Source organism: Sulfitobacter sp. (assembly GCF_039977885.1).
GTDB lineage: Bacteria > Pseudomonadota > Alphaproteobacteria > Rhodobacterales > Rhodobacteraceae > Sulfitobacter.
The window spans coordinates 330,058-347,731 of record NZ_JBDWCI010000012.1 but is presented as its reverse complement, the minus strand read 5'-3'; the positions used below and the strand labels follow the sequence as shown (position 1 = coordinate 347,731).

21 protein-coding genes are annotated in these 17,674 nt (G+C 58.0%); 13 read left to right on the top strand and 8 right to left on the bottom strand.

Annotation, left to right across the window (positions count from 1 at the left end):
• Nucleotides 1–171 precede the first annotated feature (171 nt).
• On the bottom strand, nucleotides 172–1,485 hold the full coding sequence (locus ABJM03_RS10055; protein ID WP_348417254.1) for a dienelactone hydrolase: 1,314 nt from the start codon (nucleotides 1,483–1,485) through the stop codon (nucleotides 172–174).
• A 208-nt stretch (nucleotides 1,486–1,693) separates the two neighbouring features.
• Between ABJM03_RS10055 and alr the strand changes: the two genes are divergently transcribed.
• The 12 genes from alr to ABJM03_RS09995 all read left to right on the top strand — a co-directional run bounded on the left by alr (nucleotide 1,694) and on the right by ABJM03_RS09995 (nucleotide 12,353).
• The gene (alr, locus tag ABJM03_RS10050; RefSeq protein WP_348417253.1) at nucleotides 1,694–2,728 is read left to right on the top strand and encodes an alanine racemase; all 1,035 of its coding nucleotides are present in this window, start codon (nucleotides 1,694–1,696) and stop codon (nucleotides 2,726–2,728) included.
• Complete coding sequence (locus tag ABJM03_RS10045; RefSeq protein ID WP_348417252.1) at nucleotides 2,716–3,177, top strand: paraquat-inducible protein A; 462 nt, start codon at nucleotides 2,716–2,718, stop codon at nucleotides 3,175–3,177. Before alr ends, ABJM03_RS10045 begins: the two co-directional genes overlap by 13 nt.
• Nucleotides 3,178–3,315: 138 nt before the next feature.
• Nucleotides 3,316–4,119 (top strand): DNA repair protein, encoded by an 804-nt coding sequence (locus tag ABJM03_RS10040; RefSeq protein ID WP_348417251.1) that lies wholly within the window; start codon nucleotides 3,316–3,318, stop codon nucleotides 4,117–4,119.
• 113 nt (nucleotides 4,120–4,232) lie between these two features.
• The gene (gene radA, locus ABJM03_RS10035; RefSeq protein ID WP_348417250.1) at nucleotides 4,233–5,600 is read left to right on the top strand and encodes a DNA repair protein RadA; all 1,368 of its coding nucleotides are present in this window, start codon (nucleotides 4,233–4,235) and stop codon (nucleotides 5,598–5,600) included.
• Nucleotides 5,601–5,627: 27 nt separating this feature from the next.
• Nucleotides 5,628–6,185, top strand: a complete 558-nt coding sequence (locus tag ABJM03_RS10030) for a CvpA family protein (RefSeq protein ID WP_348417249.1) — start codon at nucleotides 5,628–5,630, stop codon at nucleotides 6,183–6,185.
• Between the two features lie 269 nt (nucleotides 6,186–6,454).
• Nucleotides 6,455–7,939, top strand: a complete 1,485-nt coding sequence (gene purF, locus ABJM03_RS10025; protein ID WP_348417589.1) for an amidophosphoribosyltransferase — start codon at nucleotides 6,455–6,457, stop codon at nucleotides 7,937–7,939.
• A 110-nt stretch (nucleotides 7,940–8,049) separates the two neighbouring features.
• Complete coding sequence (locus tag ABJM03_RS10020; protein WP_348417248.1) at nucleotides 8,050–8,454, top strand: hypothetical protein; 405 nt, start codon at nucleotides 8,050–8,052, stop codon at nucleotides 8,452–8,454.
• 113 nt (nucleotides 8,455–8,567) lie between these two features.
• Nucleotides 8,568–8,828, top strand: coding sequence for a pilus assembly protein PilZ (locus ABJM03_RS10015; protein ID WP_348417247.1), 261 nt, complete (start codon nucleotides 8,568–8,570; stop codon nucleotides 8,826–8,828).
• A gap of 40 nt (nucleotides 8,829–8,868) precedes the next feature.
• A complete protein-coding gene (locus ABJM03_RS10010) occupies nucleotides 8,869–9,513 on the top strand; it encodes an SDR family NAD(P)-dependent oxidoreductase (RefSeq protein ID WP_348417246.1) in 645 nt (214 codons plus the stop codon).
• Nucleotides 9,514–9,572: 59 nt separating this feature from the next.
• Nucleotides 9,573–10,358, top strand: a complete 786-nt coding sequence (gene surE, locus ABJM03_RS10005; RefSeq protein WP_348417245.1) for a 5'/3'-nucleotidase SurE — start codon at nucleotides 9,573–9,575, stop codon at nucleotides 10,356–10,358.
• On the top strand, nucleotides 10,355–11,014 hold the full coding sequence (locus ABJM03_RS10000; RefSeq protein WP_348417244.1) for a protein-L-isoaspartate(D-aspartate) O-methyltransferase: 660 nt from the start codon (nucleotides 10,355–10,357) through the stop codon (nucleotides 11,012–11,014). The genes surE and ABJM03_RS10000 overlap by 4 nt, the downstream gene beginning before the upstream one ends.
• 61 nt (nucleotides 11,015–11,075) lie before the next feature.
• Entirely contained in the window at nucleotides 11,076–12,353 is a 1,278-nt protein-coding gene (locus ABJM03_RS09995) for a peptidoglycan DD-metalloendopeptidase family protein (protein WP_348417243.1), read from the top strand.
• 88 nt (nucleotides 12,354–12,441) lie between these two features.
• Here ABJM03_RS09995 and ABJM03_RS09990 read toward each other — a convergent pair whose 3' ends face one another.
• The 4 genes from ABJM03_RS09990 to ABJM03_RS09975 are packed head-to-tail and all read right to left on the bottom strand — an operon-like array spanning nucleotide 12,442 to nucleotide 15,013.
• Entirely contained in the window at nucleotides 12,442–13,284 is an 843-nt protein-coding gene (locus tag ABJM03_RS09990) for an ATP-binding protein (RefSeq protein WP_348417242.1), read from the bottom strand.
• On the bottom strand, nucleotides 13,281–14,198 hold the full coding sequence (gene tatC / locus ABJM03_RS09985) for a twin-arginine translocase subunit TatC (protein ID WP_348417241.1): 918 nt from the start codon (nucleotides 14,196–14,198) through the stop codon (nucleotides 13,281–13,283). Before tatC ends, ABJM03_RS09990 begins: the two co-directional genes overlap by 4 nt.
• Nucleotides 14,195–14,785 carry a Sec-independent protein translocase protein TatB gene (tatB, locus tag ABJM03_RS09980; protein WP_348417240.1) on the bottom strand — a complete coding sequence of 197 codons (591 nt, stop codon included), beginning with the start codon at nucleotides 14,783–14,785 and terminating at the stop codon, nucleotides 14,195–14,197. The genes tatC and tatB overlap by 4 nt, the downstream gene beginning before the upstream one ends.
• 6 nt (nucleotides 14,786–14,791) lie before the next feature.
• Complete coding sequence (locus tag ABJM03_RS09975; protein WP_348417239.1) at nucleotides 14,792–15,013, bottom strand: twin-arginine translocase TatA/TatE family subunit; 222 nt, start codon at nucleotides 15,011–15,013, stop codon at nucleotides 14,792–14,794.
• Nucleotides 15,014–15,184: 171 nt separating this feature from the next.
• On the opposite strand from ABJM03_RS09975, the gene ABJM03_RS09970 reads away from it, so the two are divergent.
• Nucleotides 15,185–15,856: a YafY family protein gene (locus ABJM03_RS09970; protein WP_348417238.1), complete on the top strand. Its 672-nt coding sequence runs from the start codon at nucleotides 15,185–15,187 to the stop codon at nucleotides 15,854–15,856.
• Here the strand turns inward: ABJM03_RS09970 and ABJM03_RS09965 are convergent.
• From ABJM03_RS09965 to ABJM03_RS09955, 3 genes are read right to left on the bottom strand one after another with little or no spacing between them, the layout of a single operon-like run.
• Nucleotides 15,846–16,202: a Lin0512 family protein gene (locus ABJM03_RS09965; RefSeq protein WP_348417237.1), complete on the bottom strand. Its 357-nt coding sequence runs from the start codon at nucleotides 16,200–16,202 to the stop codon at nucleotides 15,846–15,848. The two genes, ABJM03_RS09970 and ABJM03_RS09965, sit on opposite strands and share 11 nt — an antisense overlap.
• Nucleotides 16,199–16,546: a Lin0512 family protein gene (locus tag ABJM03_RS09960; protein ID WP_348417236.1), complete on the bottom strand. Its 348-nt coding sequence runs from the start codon at nucleotides 16,544–16,546 to the stop codon at nucleotides 16,199–16,201. Before ABJM03_RS09960 ends, ABJM03_RS09965 begins: the two co-directional genes overlap by 4 nt.
• A 15-nt stretch (nucleotides 16,547–16,561) precedes the next feature.
• A complete protein-coding gene (locus tag ABJM03_RS09955) occupies nucleotides 16,562–17,659 on the bottom strand; it encodes an ABC transporter ATP-binding protein (RefSeq protein WP_348417235.1) in 1,098 nt (365 codons plus the stop codon).
• Between the last annotated feature and the right edge of the window lie 15 nt (nucleotides 17,660–17,674).

Here is a 17,674-nt window from a genome sequence, read left to right as displayed (position 1 = left end):
CTGTGCAAAATTTCCGCTGATACCGAACTCAGGCAGCAAATTCAGCTGATTAAAGCGCGAACTTCACGTGCATTCATTTGTGTTGCGCGGTCTTCGTCCGTGACCTTATCCACAAAAACGCCGGACCTCTTGGCGCGGCGTTTGGATTGTACAAAGTGATTTTGTTTTGGGCTACTGCGGCCTTTTCACTTCAAAACGCAGACCCTTGGCCGTGCCCTCGGCGAAGCCCTTCCAATAGCTATGCTCATCGGTTGGCTTCCCGTCTTCATCGACCGACCAAACCCCATCATTCGAGCTTTCGGTCAAATCAAGATAGCTGCCAGCCTCCGCATCCCCCTTCAGCTTTTCATTCAGCCACGCGGTCGTGAAATGTTGCAGGATATTATTCATTCGCACCGTATCCCAGACAGCATCAGAGTAATGCTCCGAGATATTGAACCCTTTGTCTTCGTTGAAATAATAGCTCTCCTTTGGCGCGGGCATCGGCGCGCCGGCGTTGTGTCCGGCGTTCACATAGGTGAGCAAAGCGCTCTCGACCGTGTTCACGTTCTCCCAGATCGCGCGCACACCGGTTTCATATTCCGACACGTCATCCTCGCTGCCCGCCACAAACAAAGTCGGAATTTTTACGCCGGAAAGGCCTTCGGCATCCCAAAAACCACGGTTCATACCCCAAGGGCCGACCGCCACCACGGCTTTGATTCGGTCATCAAATAGCTCTGCATGGCTTGTTGAACCGGACTGATGAATGCCAAGCGTGCCGAACGGTCCGCCCCAGTCATAGGCAACAGATGCCTCGGTCACGCCACCACCTGCGGTGATGATTGCCCCATATCCCCCCATGGAATAACCGATCAAACCGGTGTTATCCGCGTCATACAGGCCCGCAAACACCTCGCCTTCTTGGGCCATATCCGCCATTTGCTGCAGGACGAACAGCTGGTCCAGCGGCCTGTTCACCAAGGTTGATCCAAATGCAGCTTGCGTCCGGTAGGTGCTGTCGGTGTGGTCAATCGAGGCTACAACATAACCCTTGGAAGCCAGGTTTTCCGCCAGATGGCTGAGTAAGAACCGGTTTCCGGGATAACCGTGACTGACCAGAACCAGCGGATAGGGCATCTCGCTGACGGCTGGTGCCGCATCACGCATCGCCCGGCCTGTAAGGGTAACTTCGGTGGTGCCGTCCCGCAAATATGTGCGCAGCTCGGTCGTGCCTGTTGCGTCATTGTCTGCCGGATACCAAAGCTCGACCGTCAGAGGGCGGTCATACCGTGGCAGAGTTTCGGGCTTCTCGCCGGCAGGGTCTATGGCAAGAATATTGACCTGATCAGCGTTGACCATCTCAAGCTGGCGCACCCCAACGGGATACGCGCCATACCCTGCAAGGGCCGGCGCGTTTGGCAGCTGCGTATCAATCGGATTGGCCCAAGCTGCACCGCTTGCAATCAGCGCGATTGGCAAAACCGACTTTGTCACCTTAGTCATTGATATCTCCTTATCTTTGCGCGCACCCTACTGCGCCCTGACCGACCCGCAAGTGACAGTTCCATGACATATCCCGCATGTCACCGGTGTCGTTATCGTCGCACCGGCCCCCGATACATGCAAAAACTTATGCCCCTCGGACAGGATATTCCGCCTGGCCTGTGCACAGCGTCTTGACGCCGCGGGCGGCTCTGTTCAAACGTGGCGCATGAGTACAGGAAAATTAACCATCGATCTGGCCGCGGTCGCCGCCAACTGGCGCGCGCTGGCAAAAATTTCGCAAGTCGAAACAGGTGCCACTGTCAAAGCGAACGGCTATGGCCTCGACATGGCCCGTGTGGGCCAGCATTTGGCAAAAGCAGGCGCGCGGCAATTTTTTGTGGCAACGGCCGAAGAAGGCGTGGCCCTGCGCCGTGCTCTTGGGAACGGACCCACGATCTCGGTCTTTTCGGGCCATATGGCGGGCGATGCGCAGGCGATTGCGGGTGCGAATCTGCATCCGATGATCAACTCGGTTGACCAAATGCTGCGCCACGTCGAAGCGCTGCCGGGCCATCCTTTTGGCCTTCAGCTCGACACCGGCATGAACCGCCTCGGCATGGAACCGGACGAATGGTCCGCACTGCGCGACATTGCCCTCGCGCAAAACCCGGTTCTGATCATGTCCCATCTGGCCTGCGCCGATGAGCCGGACCACCCCATGAACAAACATCAGCTTGAGCAATTCGAGGCCATGACTGCAGGCCTTGATGTGCCTCGCTCATTGGCCGCCACGGGAGGGACGTTGCTCGGATCAGATTACCATTTCGACATTGTGCGCCCCGGTATCGGGCTTTATGGCGCGCTACCGTTCGAGCAGGCCCAACCCGTTGTGACCCTTGATATACCCGTGATCCAGATCCGCGAAGTCGCCAAAAGCGAAACCGTTGGCTATGGCAACACATGGACCGCACCCGCGCCAAGCCGGATCGCCACAATTGCTGCCGGTTACGCGGACGGGCTGATCCGTGCCATGGGTGCAAATGCCATGTTCTATCACGGCTCCCAAGCAGTGCCTCTCGTGGGCCGGGTGTCGATGGATTCCATCACCGTCGATATCACCTCTCTGTCGGATTTTCCTGAAAGCCTGCAACTGATCGGCCCGCATCAAAGCGTTGATCAGGTTGCGGAATTCGCAGGCACTATCGGCTATGAAATCCTGACCAACCTCGGCGGGCGCTACGACAGGACATGGGTAAGCTGATGCGACTGCTGCGACTGCTAAACCTGTCGCTCCTTGTCTTGTACCCTCTGTCCTGGTTCGCCCCCTTGATGCGCGCGGGGTTATTGCCGCTCTTCGGATTAAGCGAAATATCGGTTATGACCGGGCTGCAATCCCTTTGGTCATCAAGCATGTTTCTGGCGATCCTGGTCGCGCTGTTTGCGCTGGTGGCCCCATACGTCAAAACGATCGGGCTGGCATTGATCCATACAGGGCGAATTGGCCCGCGCCTCAAACCGGTACTGGACGGATTGGGACGGTTGGCCATGGCGGATATCTTCCTTATCGCGCTCTATATCACGATCACAAAAGGAATCGGTGTCGGCCGCATCGAAGTCGCCTGGGGGTTGTATTTATTTACCTTCTGCATCCTTACATCGTTGTTCATAAGCTGTAAAACACAGCAATCAATGCATTTTGGCCACGGTTGAGTGTTTTCCCGGAGACAGTTTGCGCAATAGCTGTCGGTTGTTTAGAAAAATTTTCTTTGCAAGTCATCTTGCGGCCCTTATTCTGCTATAGCTTGAAATTGAGCGAATTTTTGCTCAACCTGCCACCCGAGGACCCAGATGAAGCAGCTCAAAGCCGTTGGCTTTTTTATCCAATACATGATGCAGCGCGCAGCTGTGTTCTTTTTTGCGGTTTGCGCCGCAGGGCTGATAGTGGCGACAGTCATGGCCGTATTGGGGGTCTGGGCATGGGTTGATCTGCCGCTCAGCTATGCGGGCGAGCCGGTGCAGAATGCCGGCATGTATTTGCAGATCGCAGCGACCGCTCTGGCCACGGGCATCTGCTTTTTCCTGCCCGCCAACGCGCGCATCATGCAGCTGGAAAATTCGCACCGCCGTTTCTCGGTTTCTATGGACGATGTAGCCCGGGCATACGGTGCCGTACATGCCGCTGACCGCGGCCGCGCTTTTCAGCTGAGTTCGGAATTCGATGCTGTGCGCGAACGCCTTATCTATCTGCGTGACCACCCTGACCTCAGCACGCTTGAGCCTGCCCTTCTCGAAGCCGCTGCCCAGATGAGCCATATCAGCCGCGAATTGGCCGAGGTCTACTCTGACGAAAAAATCGACCGCGCGCGCAATTTCCTCAAGCAACGCCAAGAAGAGATTGATCAATTCAATGCACGCCTTGATCAGGCCAAATCCATCTCGACCGAAATGAAGCACTGGCTCCATGAGGTCGAATTGGAAGAAAGCGTCGCCGCAGCCCAACTTGCCCGTCTCTCCGAAGAAATGAACGAAATCCTGCCGCAACTGGGCCGTGAGACAGTGCTCCACGTTCCAGCCCCATCCACCGAGGATGCGCCACTTGATAGCACAGCCCTTGATAACAGCCTCTATGAGCTCCCCAAAGCTGCGGAATAATCACGCCCGACTAGGACGGCCCTGATCCAACAAAATTACTGGCACGTCATACGGGCACTTTTGCCATCTGTTTCCCATTGATCCTTACCCCGACCCAAGGCACTAAGGCGACCATGGCAAAACCTGTAAAATCATTCTCCTGCACCAAATGCGCCGCCAGCTATGGCAAATGGTCAGGCCGTTGCGACAATTGCGGCGAGTGGAACACCATTCAGGAAGACAAGGGCATCAGCGCAGGCCCGCCGTCCAAATCATTAGGTGCGCGACGCGGCTCTTCGATGGAGCTGATGGATCTTGCCACTGAAGAATCCCCCCCGCCCCGCACGCTGAGCGGTCTGGGAGAGCTCGACCGCGTGTTGGGCGGCGGGCTTGTGGCCGCCTCGGCCATTCTGGTCGGTGGTGATCCCGGCATCGGTAAATCCACCTTACTGCTTCAGGCCGCTGCCGCCTTTGCCAACCGGGGCCTGAAGGTCGTCTATATTTCGGGCGAGGAAGCCTCGGCGCAGGTGCGGATGCGCGCGCAACGCCTCGGGCTGTCCGACGCGGCCGTAAAACTGGGCGCAGAAACCAACTTGCGCGACATCCTGACCACATTGGACAAAGAACGCCCGCAGCTTGCGATCATCGATTCAATCCAGACCATGTGGGCTGACAACGTAGAAAGCGCGCCCGGTTCGGTATCACAGGTGCGCGCCGCCTCTCATGAACTCACCTCCTTTGCCAAACGCACCGGCACTTCGATTGTGTTGGTCGGCCATGTCACCAAAGAAGGCCAGATCGCGGGCCCGCGCGTGGTCGAACATATGGTAGATACTGTCCTTTATTTCGAAGGCGAACGCGGCCACCCTTTCCGCATTCTGCGCTCGGTTAAGAACCGCTTTGGCCCTGCCGACGAAATTGGCGTGTTCGAGATGACAGGCCGCGGGCTGTCCGAGGTGGTCAATCCATCGGCCCTGTTCCTATCCGAACGCGGCCAGCCCGCTGCGGGATCAGTGGTTTTTGCAGGCATCGAGGGCACCCGCCCCGTACTGGTCGAAATTCAGGCGCTCGTCGCCCCCTCGCCTCATTCGCAGGCAAGGCGCACGGTTGTCGGCTGGGACGGTGGGCGTCTGGCGATGATCCTTGCCGTTCTCGAGGCGCGCTGCGGGATTCCCTTTGCCGGGCTTGATGTCTATCTGAATGTGGCAGGCGGTATGAAGATATCCGAACCTGCAGCCGATCTTGCTGTGGCCTGCGCCTTACTAAGTGCGCGCGAAGATACCGCGCTACCTGCCGAAACCGTGGTTTTCGGGGAACTAAGCCTGTCAGGTGCGCTGCGCCCCGCCACACAGACCGAAAACAGGTTGAAAGAAGCGCAAAAACTTGGTTTTACCTCGGCGATAGCTCCCAAAGGGGGCAAACCTGTTGTCGTAGACGGTATCGCGCTCAGACCGATGACCGATCTGACAGCGTTTGTGGGTGAAATTTTCGGCGCTGGCTAACGCGTCACAACAAAAGGCGAGACAAGCATGGAAGGTTTTACCCTCATTGACGGCGTGGTGGCATTGGTCATCGTGATGTCGGCACTGCTGGCATACGGACGCGGCTTTGTACGCGAATTGATGGCCATTGTAGGTTGGATCGCTGCGGCTGTGCTGGCCTATCTGTTCGCCCCACAGGTCGAACCGCTGGTACGTGAAATCCCCGTTGTAGGTGAGTTTCTGGCCGACAGCTGTGAACTGTCGATCATCGGAGCCTTTACTTTGGTACTGGCTATCACCCTTGTTGTGGTATCGCTGTTTACTCCGCTTTTCTCGTCGCTTGTCCAACGGTCGATCCTTGGCGGTTTCGATCAGGCGCTTGGTTTTATCTTCGGTGTGGCACGCGGCATCCTGCTCGTTGCGATTGCGTTTTTCGTCTATTCCACCGTGATCACCGGCCAGCAGTTCACCATCGTGGACGACAGCCGTTCGGCACAGGTGTTTGGCCGCTTCACCGACGACATCCAGAACTCCGACCCCGATCAGGCATTGGGCTGGATCACCGGCAAATACGAAGAACTGGTCGCAAGCTGCACAGCAAGCTGATCCGTTACCCTAACGAACCAATCGCGAACCCGGCATCCTTCTGGATCGCCGGGTTTTTTAATATTGTGGCCCCCGGCTTTCAAAACATCGGCAAAGGCCAGCGGTTCACCTGCCGAATGCGCTGAAATTTCCGTCTTGGCGCTACACAAAACCGCCCCGGAGTTATTTAGCACATTCACAGCGTGACTCTGGGCGCGGACTTTCGTAATACCCCCGTAACCTTTGCCGGTCACAGGAGCGCCCCCTTGTCCCACACCCCGCCCAAGTTAATGCCCCCAGCAAATCCATTTGATACATCCTATCTGACGGATGCAGGGGATGATGATAAATTAAAGGAAGAATGCGGCATTTTCGGCGTTGTCGGTGTCGCTGACGCCGCGAATTTTGTAGCCCTCGGCCTGCACGCCCTCCAGCATCGCGGCCAGGAAGCAGGTGGAATCGTTACCCATGATTCCGAAGCCGGCTTTCAATCTGCCCGCCGCTTTGGCTATGTGCGTGACAACTTTACCAGCCAGAAAGTGATGGAAACCCTGCCCGGCCCGATTGGCATCGGGCATGTGCGTTACTCCACTGCCGGCTCCAAAGGCCAGACCGCCATCCGCGACGTACAGCCCTTCTTTGGCGAGTTCGCCATGGGCGGTGCGGCGATTGCGCATAACGGCAACATCACAAACGCCAACGCCCTGCGCCGCGAGCTGATCGAGCGCGGTTCAATCTTTCAATCTTCCAGCGACAGCGAATGCATCATTCACCTGATGGCCCGCTCGCTCCAACGGAATATCCCCGAGCGGATGGAAGACGCATTGCGCCGTGTCGAGGGGGCCTTTTCTGTTGTGGCCATGACCCGCACCAAATTGATCGGTGTGCGTGATCCGCTGGGCGTGCGCCCGCTGGTTCTTGGGCAGCTCGGCGATGGCTGGGTCCTGAGCTCTGAAACTTGTGCGCTGGATATCATCGGTGCCGAATTCATCCGCGAAATTGAGCCCGGCGAAATGGTCGTCATCACGGATGCAGGCGTGCAAAGCCACTTCCCCTTCCGCCGTCAGCCTTCCAAGTTCTGCATTTTCGAGCATGTCTACTTCTCTCGCCCCGACAGTATCCTTGGCGGGCGCTCGGTCTATGAGACACGCGAAGCGATTGGCCGTGAACTGGCCAAGGAAAACCCCATCGAGGCTGATCTGGTCTGCCCTGTGCCGGATTCCGGCACCCCCGCGGCCATCGGCTATAGCCTCGAGAGCGGCATCCCCTATGCAATGGGCATTATCCGCAACCAATATATGGGTCGGACCTTCATTGAGCCCTCCGAGAGCATCCGCAACATGGGTGTGCGCCTGAAACTCAACGTGAACCGCGCGTTGGTGAAGGGGAAGCGCATCATTCTGGTTGACGATTCCGTTGTACGCGGCACCACCAGCCGCAAGATCAAAGAGATGATCCTGGATGCCGGTGCGGCCGAGGTCCACTTCCGCATCGCCTCGCCTCCGACGGCATGGCCCTGCTTTTACGGCGTGGACACCCCTGACCGCGACAAACTGCTGGCCGCGACCATGTCCGAAGACGAAATGTGCAGCTATCTGGGCGTCGACAGCCTCAAATTTATCTCGCTCGACGGTCTCTACCGCGCGGTCGGCGAAGCCGAGGGCCGCAAGAAATCCTGCCCGCAATATTGCGATGCATGTTTCTCGGGCGAATACCCTGTGGTCCCCTCTGATCGGGTCGAAGACGGTTTCGAGATGAAGCCAGCCGCTGAATAAGCGCGCCTTCAAAATTACCATAGGGCGCGACCTGCGCCCTATGCCTCCTCCCTCTCTACATTTTGGCAGTAAAGTCACCTTAGCCTGCGCGGCTGTGCTATGCTGGCCTTATGCTTGATCCTCTGCCCGATCCCATCACCCGCACCACAGCCCACTGGCCTGCTGAAGCCCGGTTAAAATTCACAGATATCCGAGCGTTGATTCTAGAAGCGGGTGCGCGTGCTGATATCGGCCCGCTCACCGAGAGCCTGAAATGGGGCCAGCCCGCATGGCGGCCGGATCGTCCGCGCAAAGGCAGCACACTTCGGCTCAATTGGAGCGATAAGCTCCCCCGGACCCTTGCGCTTTTTGTAGATTGTAAAACCACGCTCGCCGCCGAAATATTCGCGGCCTATCCAGATGATTTTCAATACGAATCCAATCGCGCCATGCGTATGCAGCTGAATGCCCCTCTGCCCAAAGACGCCATCGCTTATTTGGCCCATGCCACCTTCACCTACCATCAAAACACCTGACCGGCGCCTTTGCGCGCACCCTATGGCAATGCTCTGCCGAGCGCAGCGTGCCCCCCTGTTTCGCTTGCGGACAAAGGCATAACTGACCCTTTGGAATGACCAAAGGAGCCACCATGGCCACGCAAGACACCGCTACCTCGCCCGCCGTCGCAGAGCTTGCGACTGAACAGGTAAACCTGCCGCGTACGGCGCTGTTGGGTATCGTTGGCACCGCATCTGCGCGCCGCGCGCTTGTCCGTTTGTCCAAGGGCAAAACCCAGACCGTGCGTGTGGGTGACCGCATCGCACGCAGCACAGTTGCGGCAATTAGCGATGACCAGCTGGTTCTATCGCGCGGCGGCAGCACACAAATCCTGACCATGCCAAAAGGTTAGAGCCCTTGACGGCACCGCGCCTCCCGCGCATATCCCTTGAATGACAGATAAAACCGTATTGATCACCGGCGCATCGCGCGGCCTTGGTGCCGCCCTCGCAGAAGCGCTCGCTCCGACCCATCACATCATTGCAGTCGCCCGCACCGTTGGCGCGCTCGAAGAGCTTGATGACCGCATCAAGGCCCGTGGCGGTAGCGCGACACTTGCACCAATGAACATTACAGACACAGGTGCCATGCAAACCTTGTGTCGCGGTATCTATGACCGCTGGGGGAGCCTTGATCTGTGGATGCATACTGCGGTTCATGCGGCACCACTGACGCCGTGCCATCACATTGACGCCAAGGACCTCAAACAATCCGTGGATATCAACATCACTGCCACCTCAACCCTGATCAACTATGTCTCACCTTTGTTGGGTGAACAGGGCCGCGCCGTGTTTTTTGATCATCCGGTGAGCGGTGGAAATTTCTATGGTGCATACGGTGCGACCAAAGCAGCGCAAATCTCTCTTGCCCGCAGTTGGCAAGGTGAAAGCGCGCGTATTGGCCCCAAGGTCGATATCATGACGCCGCAGCCTATGCCGACAGCCACCCGCGCGCGCTTTTTCCCCGGTGAGGCCCGCGATGCGTTGAATGATATCCACGTAGAAGCAGCACGCCTTCTGGCAACACTCGATAAATAAGCGCCCCCTCGCTTGCCCGCCTGCCGCACCTCGCTTATCAAGGCAAAAAGGGGCAATTTATGCGTATTCTGATTACCAACGACGACGGCATCAACGCACCGGGTCTTGCCGTGCTCGAAGGCATTGCGGCAACGCTGGCCGGACCCGAGGGCGAGCTGTGGGTCGTGGCCCCCGCATTTGAGCAATCAGGCGTAGCCCATTGCATCAATTACACAAAACCAACCCTTATCACGAAAATCAGCCCCCGCCGTTATATGATCGAAGGCAGCCCTGCGGATTGCGTGCTCTGCGCGCTTTATGATCCGATGAAAGACGCACGCCCCGATCTGATCCTGTCAGGCGTGAACCGCGGCAATAACGCAGCCGAGAATACGCTCTATTCCGGCACCATCGGTGCCGCGATCGAGGGGGCATTGCAAGGCGTGCCCTCGATTGCTTTGTCGCAATTCTATGGCCCTGCCAACCGTGACCTCGATAACCCATTCGAGGCCGCAGTTGAGCACGGCGCAGATGTCTGCCGCCGCATCCTTGCCCGCGCCCCTGCCGTGGCCAACGGGTACGGGTTGTTCTGGAACGTGAACTTCCCGCCTGTGGCCGCCAAAGACGTGGCCGGCATCCGCCTTGCCCCTCAAGGACGCAGACCCGGTGTGAATTTCTCAACCCAGCCCCATGACGCGCCAAACGGGCGGCGCTATTTGTGGATCACCGGCGGTGACCAGCAGGTTCCCCCTGCTGCAGGCTCTGACGCTGCGGTTAATCTGCAGGGGTATATCTCTGTCACGCCCATGCGCGCCGATCTTACCGCCCATGACGAATTTGCCGACATGACGGACATCAACACATGAACGACACCCCCGAGGACGAAATCGCTGAACGCAAAATGCAGTTCCTTTATGCCCTACGCTCCAAGGGCGTCACGGATAAGCTGGTGCTGGAGGCGATGGAAGCAGTCGACCGAGGCCCGTTTATCCGTGGCCTGTTTGCCGAACGCGCCTATGAGGACATGCCCCTGCCCATTGCCTGCGGTCAGACGATCAGCCAGCCATCCGTTGTGGGGCTGATGACCCAAGCGCTTGAACTGACACCGCGCGACAAGGTACTCGAGATCGGGACCGGCTCCGGCTATCAGGCCGCGATCCTGTCCAAACTGGCCCGCCGCGTCTACACCATCGACCGGCACCGCCGCCTTGTGCAAGAAGCGCGCACCGTCTTTGACGTGCTTGACCTCAACAATATCACCGCAATCATCGCCGATGGCAGCTTTGGCCTACCCGAACAGGCCCCCTTTGACCGCATCATCTGCACTGCTGCTGCCGAAGACCCCCCCGGTCCATTGCTTGCCCAATTAAAAGAAGGGGGCATCATGGTCTTGCCCGTCGGTCAGTCAGACGCAGTTCAGCATCTTATTCGCGTGCGAAAAACCGCCGACGGGCTGGAATATGACGAAATGCGCGCCGTTCGCTTTGTTCCTTTACTCGAAGGGTTGGGAAAAGACACATAATGTGGTAGGAACACTGAAAATCCCGGGCACACGGGATGGGCAGTGACAAGGACCACACGGAATGACAGCTTTTCCAAGGCGCAAAACCCTGCGCACATCGCTTTTTGCGGGCGCTGCCTGCATGGCACTAACCGCATGCAGCGACCCGCTTGATTTTGATTTGCGCGGTTTGGGCGGCGGGTTTTCAACCGCCAACGCAGCGCAGGCACCGCTGGCCGCACGGCCGCAACCCGACAGCCGCGGTGTGATCTCATACCCCAATTATCAGGTCGCCGTCGCACAGCGCGGCGATACGCTGACCGATGTTGCCCGCCGTGTGGGCCTGCCCGCCGCGACGCTGGCCTCTTACAACGGCATCGACGCGAATGTGCCGTTGCGCAAGGATGAAATCATCGCTTTGCCGACCCGCGTGTCAGAGCCTTCCCCCGCAACAGGGGCAACAGGGACCGGGCCGATCAAACCCGTGGACGTCACCAGCCTAGCCGGTAGCGCCATCGACCGCGCGCCTGCAACGCCCAGCGTACAGACCGCAGCACTAGCACCAGCCGCCACCACGCCGGCCACGCAAACCCCCAAGGCCCAAACCGGCAAAGAGCCTGTGCGCCACAAGGTCGAACGGGGCGAGACCGCCTTTACCATCGCGCGCCTCTACTCTGTTCCGGTCAAGGATTTGGCCCAATGGAACGGGCTTGGTTCTGATTTTGCGATCCGCGAGGGGCAATTCCTATTGATCCCGGTTCCGTCACAGAACCCGCCAAAGGCAGCGCCAGCACAAACCGCAAGCGCCGCTGCCGCGACCACCTTGCCAGGCCAAGGTTCGGCCACGCCAACACCGCCATCCGCGACCAAACCACTGCCCGCAGAGAAAATTGCACCAGCAGTTCAGCCCGCACCGGCCACTCCGGCGACCTCTACCGCCGCCGCCCCGAAACCCGAGCCCGCGCCGGCTCCGGTGGCTGACGTTGGCAAAACAACCAAACCCGCCGCTTCAGGCCAATTCGTCCGCCCTGTTTCCGGCACGATCATCCGCGACTATGCCAAGGGGCGCAATGAAGGCGTCAACATCAAGGCGGCACCGGGCACGCCTGTAAAAGCAGCCGAGGCTGGCACGGTCATTGCCCTGACCAAAAGCCCCGATGGCATCCCGATTGTCATTGTCCGCCACCCCGATCAGTTGATCACGGTCTATGCAAATGTCGATGACGTTGCCGTTAAAACCGGCGACACGGTCACCCGCGGTCAAAGTATCGCCAAGCTACGCAGCGGGGAGGATTCATTTGTTCACTTCCAAGTCCGCAAAGGCACCGACAGCGTCGACCCCAACCCGTTCTTCAACTAATTCACGCTACCTTTAAAAGTAACAAAAGCTCTGTCCCCGTTAGGGACAGAGCTTTTGTCATGTCTCAACCTACCACCGATGGAAGCATTCAGCCGACGGCAACCCCCTGCCGCCCGGCCAGATCAGTAAAATACTGCCATGCTACACGGCCCGAGCGGCTACCTCGGGTGGCTTGCCACTCAATCGCCTCGGCGCGTAATGTGGCGTCGTCAATCTCGACGCCATGGGCATCACAATAGCCGCGGATCATCGTTAGATACTGGTCCTGATCGCAAGCATGGAACCCAAGCCACAGGCCGAACCGATCCGAAAGTGATACTTTTTCTTCCACGGCTTCTGCAGGGTTAATCGTCGAACCACGCTCGTTCTCGATCATGTCGCGAGGCATCAGATGGCGGCGGTTGGACGTGGCATATAGCACCACATTGTCAGGCCGCCCTTCGATCCCGCCATCCAGAACCGCCTTGAGCGATTTGTAATGGGCGTCATCATTGCTAAAGCTCAGATCATCGCAGAACAGGATAAACCGCGCCTTAGCACCGCGCAGCAGGTTCAGCAGACGGCCCACCGACGGTAGGTCTTCGCGCTGAAGCTCGACCATCTTCAAATCCGGATGAGTAGCCTGCACAGCACCGTGCACAGCTTTGACAAGGCTGGATTTTCCCATCCCCCTTGCTCCCCACAACAACGCGTTATTTGCTGGCAATCCAGCCGCAAACTGTGTGGTGTTCTGCATCAAAGTATCGCGCGTGCGCCCGACCCCGACCAAAAGGGAGATATCGACACGGCTCACTTTTTTCACAGGCTCTAAGCGGTCGGGCCCCGTGTGCCAGACAAAAGCCGTGGCCGCGTCGAAATCGGGGGCGGGCTGCGGCGCTGGAGCCATACGTTCCAGCGCCGCAGCGATACGGTCCATGGGATCATCGATCACAGGTCACGGTCCTTTACATCCTCGACGATGGGGTCTTGATCCATGGTTTCCACGCCCATGTCTGCGGCCTCTTCGTCGTCGTAAAAACCATCTTCGCGCAGCTGTTTTTCGCGCTTTGCATCCACACGGCTCACAAGGAAGATCGACACCTCATACAGGCCGTAGACCACCACAAACAGGATCATCTGTGTCACAACATCAGGCGGCGTCACCAAAGCGGCCAGCAGCAAAATCCCCACCAGCGCGTATTTACGCACATTGCGTAGCCCTTCAGCACTCACCAGACCGGCCTTGCCCATCAGGGTCAACAGGACTGGCAATTGGAAGCACAGGCCAAAGGCAACGATCATTTTCAGCGTGATATCAAGGCTTTCGTTCACCTTACCGTTAAAGACGATCTCGATCCCGCCTGTAGACGGCTCTGCGTCGGCAAGCATCGCAGACAGGTAGCTTGCCGCATCCGAAAACCCCAGAAAGAACTGCATCGCCAATGGCACAACCACGAAATGCGCAAATGCAGCGCCAAGCAGGAACAACACCGGCGAGGCGATCAAAAACGGTAAAAACGCGCTTTTCTCGTTTTTATACAGCCCCGGTGCCACGAACCGCCAAAGTTGGTGCGCAATAACGGGAAAGCTGACCGCAAGCCCGCAAACCATCGAGATACGAATAAGCGTAAAGAAATATTCCTGTGGCGCGGTATATTGCATCACAGGGTTAGGGTTGCCTAGATCGCGCATGGTGTTTTCGATCGGGATCAACAAGAAATCCAGGATCGCACTGCCAAAAGAAAAGCAGATGATCATCCCCACCACAAACGCCAGCACCGAACGGATCAACCGCGTGCGTAGCTCGGCCAGATGTTCGATCAGCGGCGCGGCGCTGTCGTCGATTTGATTGTCGCTCGCAGTCATTTAGCGGCCTTCTTCTTGGCTGGGGCTTTTTTGGCCGCTGTGGTTTTCGCGGCAGGTTTCTTTGCAGCAGGCTTTTTGGCCGCAGGTTTCTTGGCGGCTGCAGGTTTGACCGCAGCAGGTGTGGCCGCCGACGCATCCTTAGCCGCCAGCGTTTCTTGCAAAGACGCCTCAAGCTCGTCTGCTTTTTGCATCGCCTCTTTTGCCTCACGCGCTTTGCGTTCGGCAGCAGAGCGCGCAGTGCTCGCTTGAATACGCTTCACATTCTCCTGACGTTCAGCAGATAGTTTTGTATCGCTCTCTGTCTCAAAATTGGTGAGAGAGCTTGCCGCGTCCTTGACCCCGTCCATCGCAGCGCCCACCGGATTGGTGGCAGCTTTTAGCGAGCTGTTGAGCCCCGAGGCCATCTCGCGCACGCCGGTATCGTCAGCGGCATCGTTCATGGCCGAAGAAAACTCTCGCGCCATGCCTTTGGCCTTACCGACAAACTGGCCCACGCGGCGAAACATCACCGGCAGATCCTTGGGGCCCACGACGATTAACGCCACAACCCCCACCACCAGCATTTCGGTCATGCCAATATCGAACATGGGCGTTTACACCTTGTCCTTGGTTTCGACTTCAGGCTGTGAAGCCTCGGCCATATCTGCGGATTTATCATCCAGCTGTTCTTTTTCGCCTTCGCTGATGCCTTTTTTAAAGCTGGTGATGCCCTTGCCTACTTCGCCCATCAGCGAAGAGATCTTGCCCCGACCAAAAAGAACCAAAACCACCACTGCAATCAGCAGCAGACCCGGCAACCCGATGTTATTCAGCATGTCGTCACTCCTAAAGATAAGGCCCACATCCGGCGCGGGCTGTCTATTGTTGAAATAACAAAGATGCTTTTGCACAAAAATATCAAAATGCATCGGCGCAGGGACACAGGCCTGCTAAACACTGCGAATTTAACTCTTGCTGGCCCATACTGACAGGTTTATGTCAGTTGCATGTCCCGCAGCGACCGTCTTTTTAGTATTTTACAGATCTTGCAAGATGGCGCACTGCATACAGCCGGCGCATTGGCCGAACGCTTGGGGGTCTCCCAGCGCACGCTTTACCGCGATATGGACAAACTTGCAGCCTCGGGCGTGCCAGTGCAGGGCACACGTGGCACCGGTTACAGGCTGGCCGATCTGACCGCCCTGCCCCCTTTGATGCTCACATCACCCGAACTCGAAGCGCTCAACCTTGGCCTTGCGATCGCGGCACAGGTCGCCGATCCCGATCTGAAAGCAGCGGCAACCCGTTTGGCCGAGAAAATCGACGCCGCTTTGCCCGAGGTCGGCGCGCCGCCCCATCACAGCTGGGGCTTTGCCACCTCACCGTTCACCGATGCCGCGCGCAGCTTTGCCCATATGCCGACCCTGCGCGCTGCAATCAAAGCACGTCAAAAACTGCGCATCACCTACACAGGGCGTGACGGCGACGTAAGCATCCGCGTTATCCGTCCGCTCGAAATGTCCTATTGGACCCGCATCTGGGCCGTCACCGCATGGTGTGAGCAGGCGCAGGCCCACCGTGTTTTCCGGCTTGATCTGATGACCTCGGCCGAAGCGCTACCAGAGCTTTTCACAGAGGAGCCAGGTAAAACGCTGGCCGACTATACGCCTAATCCTTAAGAGACCAGCCGCTTTGCTTAGGCAAAAAGGCCTCGACGCTGGCTTGGGCGATGACGATTGTCTCATCCCCACTGGGCACATTCAGCCCGCCATGAACTGCCGTCACTTCGGCGCGACCGCGCGGCAAGGTTGCCCGCAGCGCCGCAAGGTCAAGTAGATCGGGCTCCTGCACAGCCACGGTAACCTGCACGCGCATCATCTCATGAGGCATCTCGACAACGCCGAAAATAGGCAAGGATGAATGGCGAAAGGCGTCTTCAATCGCGCGTTTGGCCGCCTTGGTATAATCCATACCGTGCAGGTCATTGCCCATGCCCATTTCAATAATCAACCGCTGTTCGCTCATGATGTGCGCTCCATGTCAAAGCCAACGGATAGCGCCACATTGGCCATGATCGTCGGGTTTCCCGTGCCCTCGGGTCGGGCGATATCAAGCCCGCCTTTGACGACATTTACTGTCACCTGCCCATAGGGAAACACCGCGCGCAGCGCCTCGGCATCGACTTCTTCGGGCTTTTGCACCCCCACATCCAGCGTGATGCGCATGTCCTCTTTATCAAAGCCGAACAGCTCGGCCAGATTGATCGAGTTATGCCACAGCGCGTCTTGCACCGCCCGTGTGGCAGCCTGAGTATAGTCACCGCGCCGCAGCGAAGTACCCATACCAAATTCGATCAGCAGTTTTTGCATCAGATCGTCCTTTTCCTAGGCCTCACGCGGGAAGACGAAACATTTGTCACGCCGGATCGTCAACCACATGACTGTCCCCGCATTGGGGATAAACACATTCGGCACAGTCGCTTTCAGCAGGCTGCCGTCATGATCCATGCGGAATTCCACAAGGCTCTCATTTCCCATAAAGCGCGCCCGCTCGACAACGGCGCGGGCGGCGGTCCCATCTACGGCTGTGGGCAGAGGGCCCTTGCCTGCGCGGTCGAAATCGATCCGCACGTGCTGGGGACGGAACACGATATCCACAACCGTACCATCCTCCACCCCCGGAGCCAGAAAACGTCCGAATGCCGTATGGGCCAAAGCCCCCGACACTTTTGCCTCAACCACATTTGCATCCGAAAAGAACGACACCGCAGCACGGTCCACGGGGAAGGTATAGACATTGTAAGGTGCGCCTTGCTGCACCACCCGCCCATCGCGCATCAGCGCGATCTCATCGGCCATGCGCATGGCCTCATCCGGCTCATGCGTCACCAAAAGAACGGCTGTATCTTCTTCTTTGAGAATGCTCAGCGTCTCATCACGGATACCATCACGCAAGCGGTTGTCCAAACCGCTGAACGGCTCATCCATGAGCATGATCCGTGGCCGCGGCGCAAGCGCGCGCGCAAGTGCCACGCGCTGTTGCTCACCGCCCGACAATTGATGCGGATAGCCGTCGATGTAGCGCAGCAGGTCCACCCGCGTTAACAGCTCTTCCACGCGGGCGCGTTTTTCCGCCTTGGTCCCGCGTAGCCCGTAGGCCACGTTGCCTGCCACCGTCAGATGCGGAAACAGGGAGAAGTCCTGAAACATCAGGCCAATTTCGCGCCGCTCTGGCGGCACCCGAAACACGGTATCGCAGATCAGCTTACCATCTACATGGATCGTCCCGCTGTCCTGCATTTCAACACCGGCAATCATGCGCAAAGTAGTTGATTTACCGCAGCCCGACGGCCCCAGCAGGCAGGTCACCTGCCCCGGCATGATTTGCAGGCTTACATCATCGACAACTGCACGTCCCTCGAACGAGCGGCGCAGATTGCGAATTTCAAGGCGCGGAACAAGGCGCGGTATGGGTCCCGACATATGGGGGCTTATCCG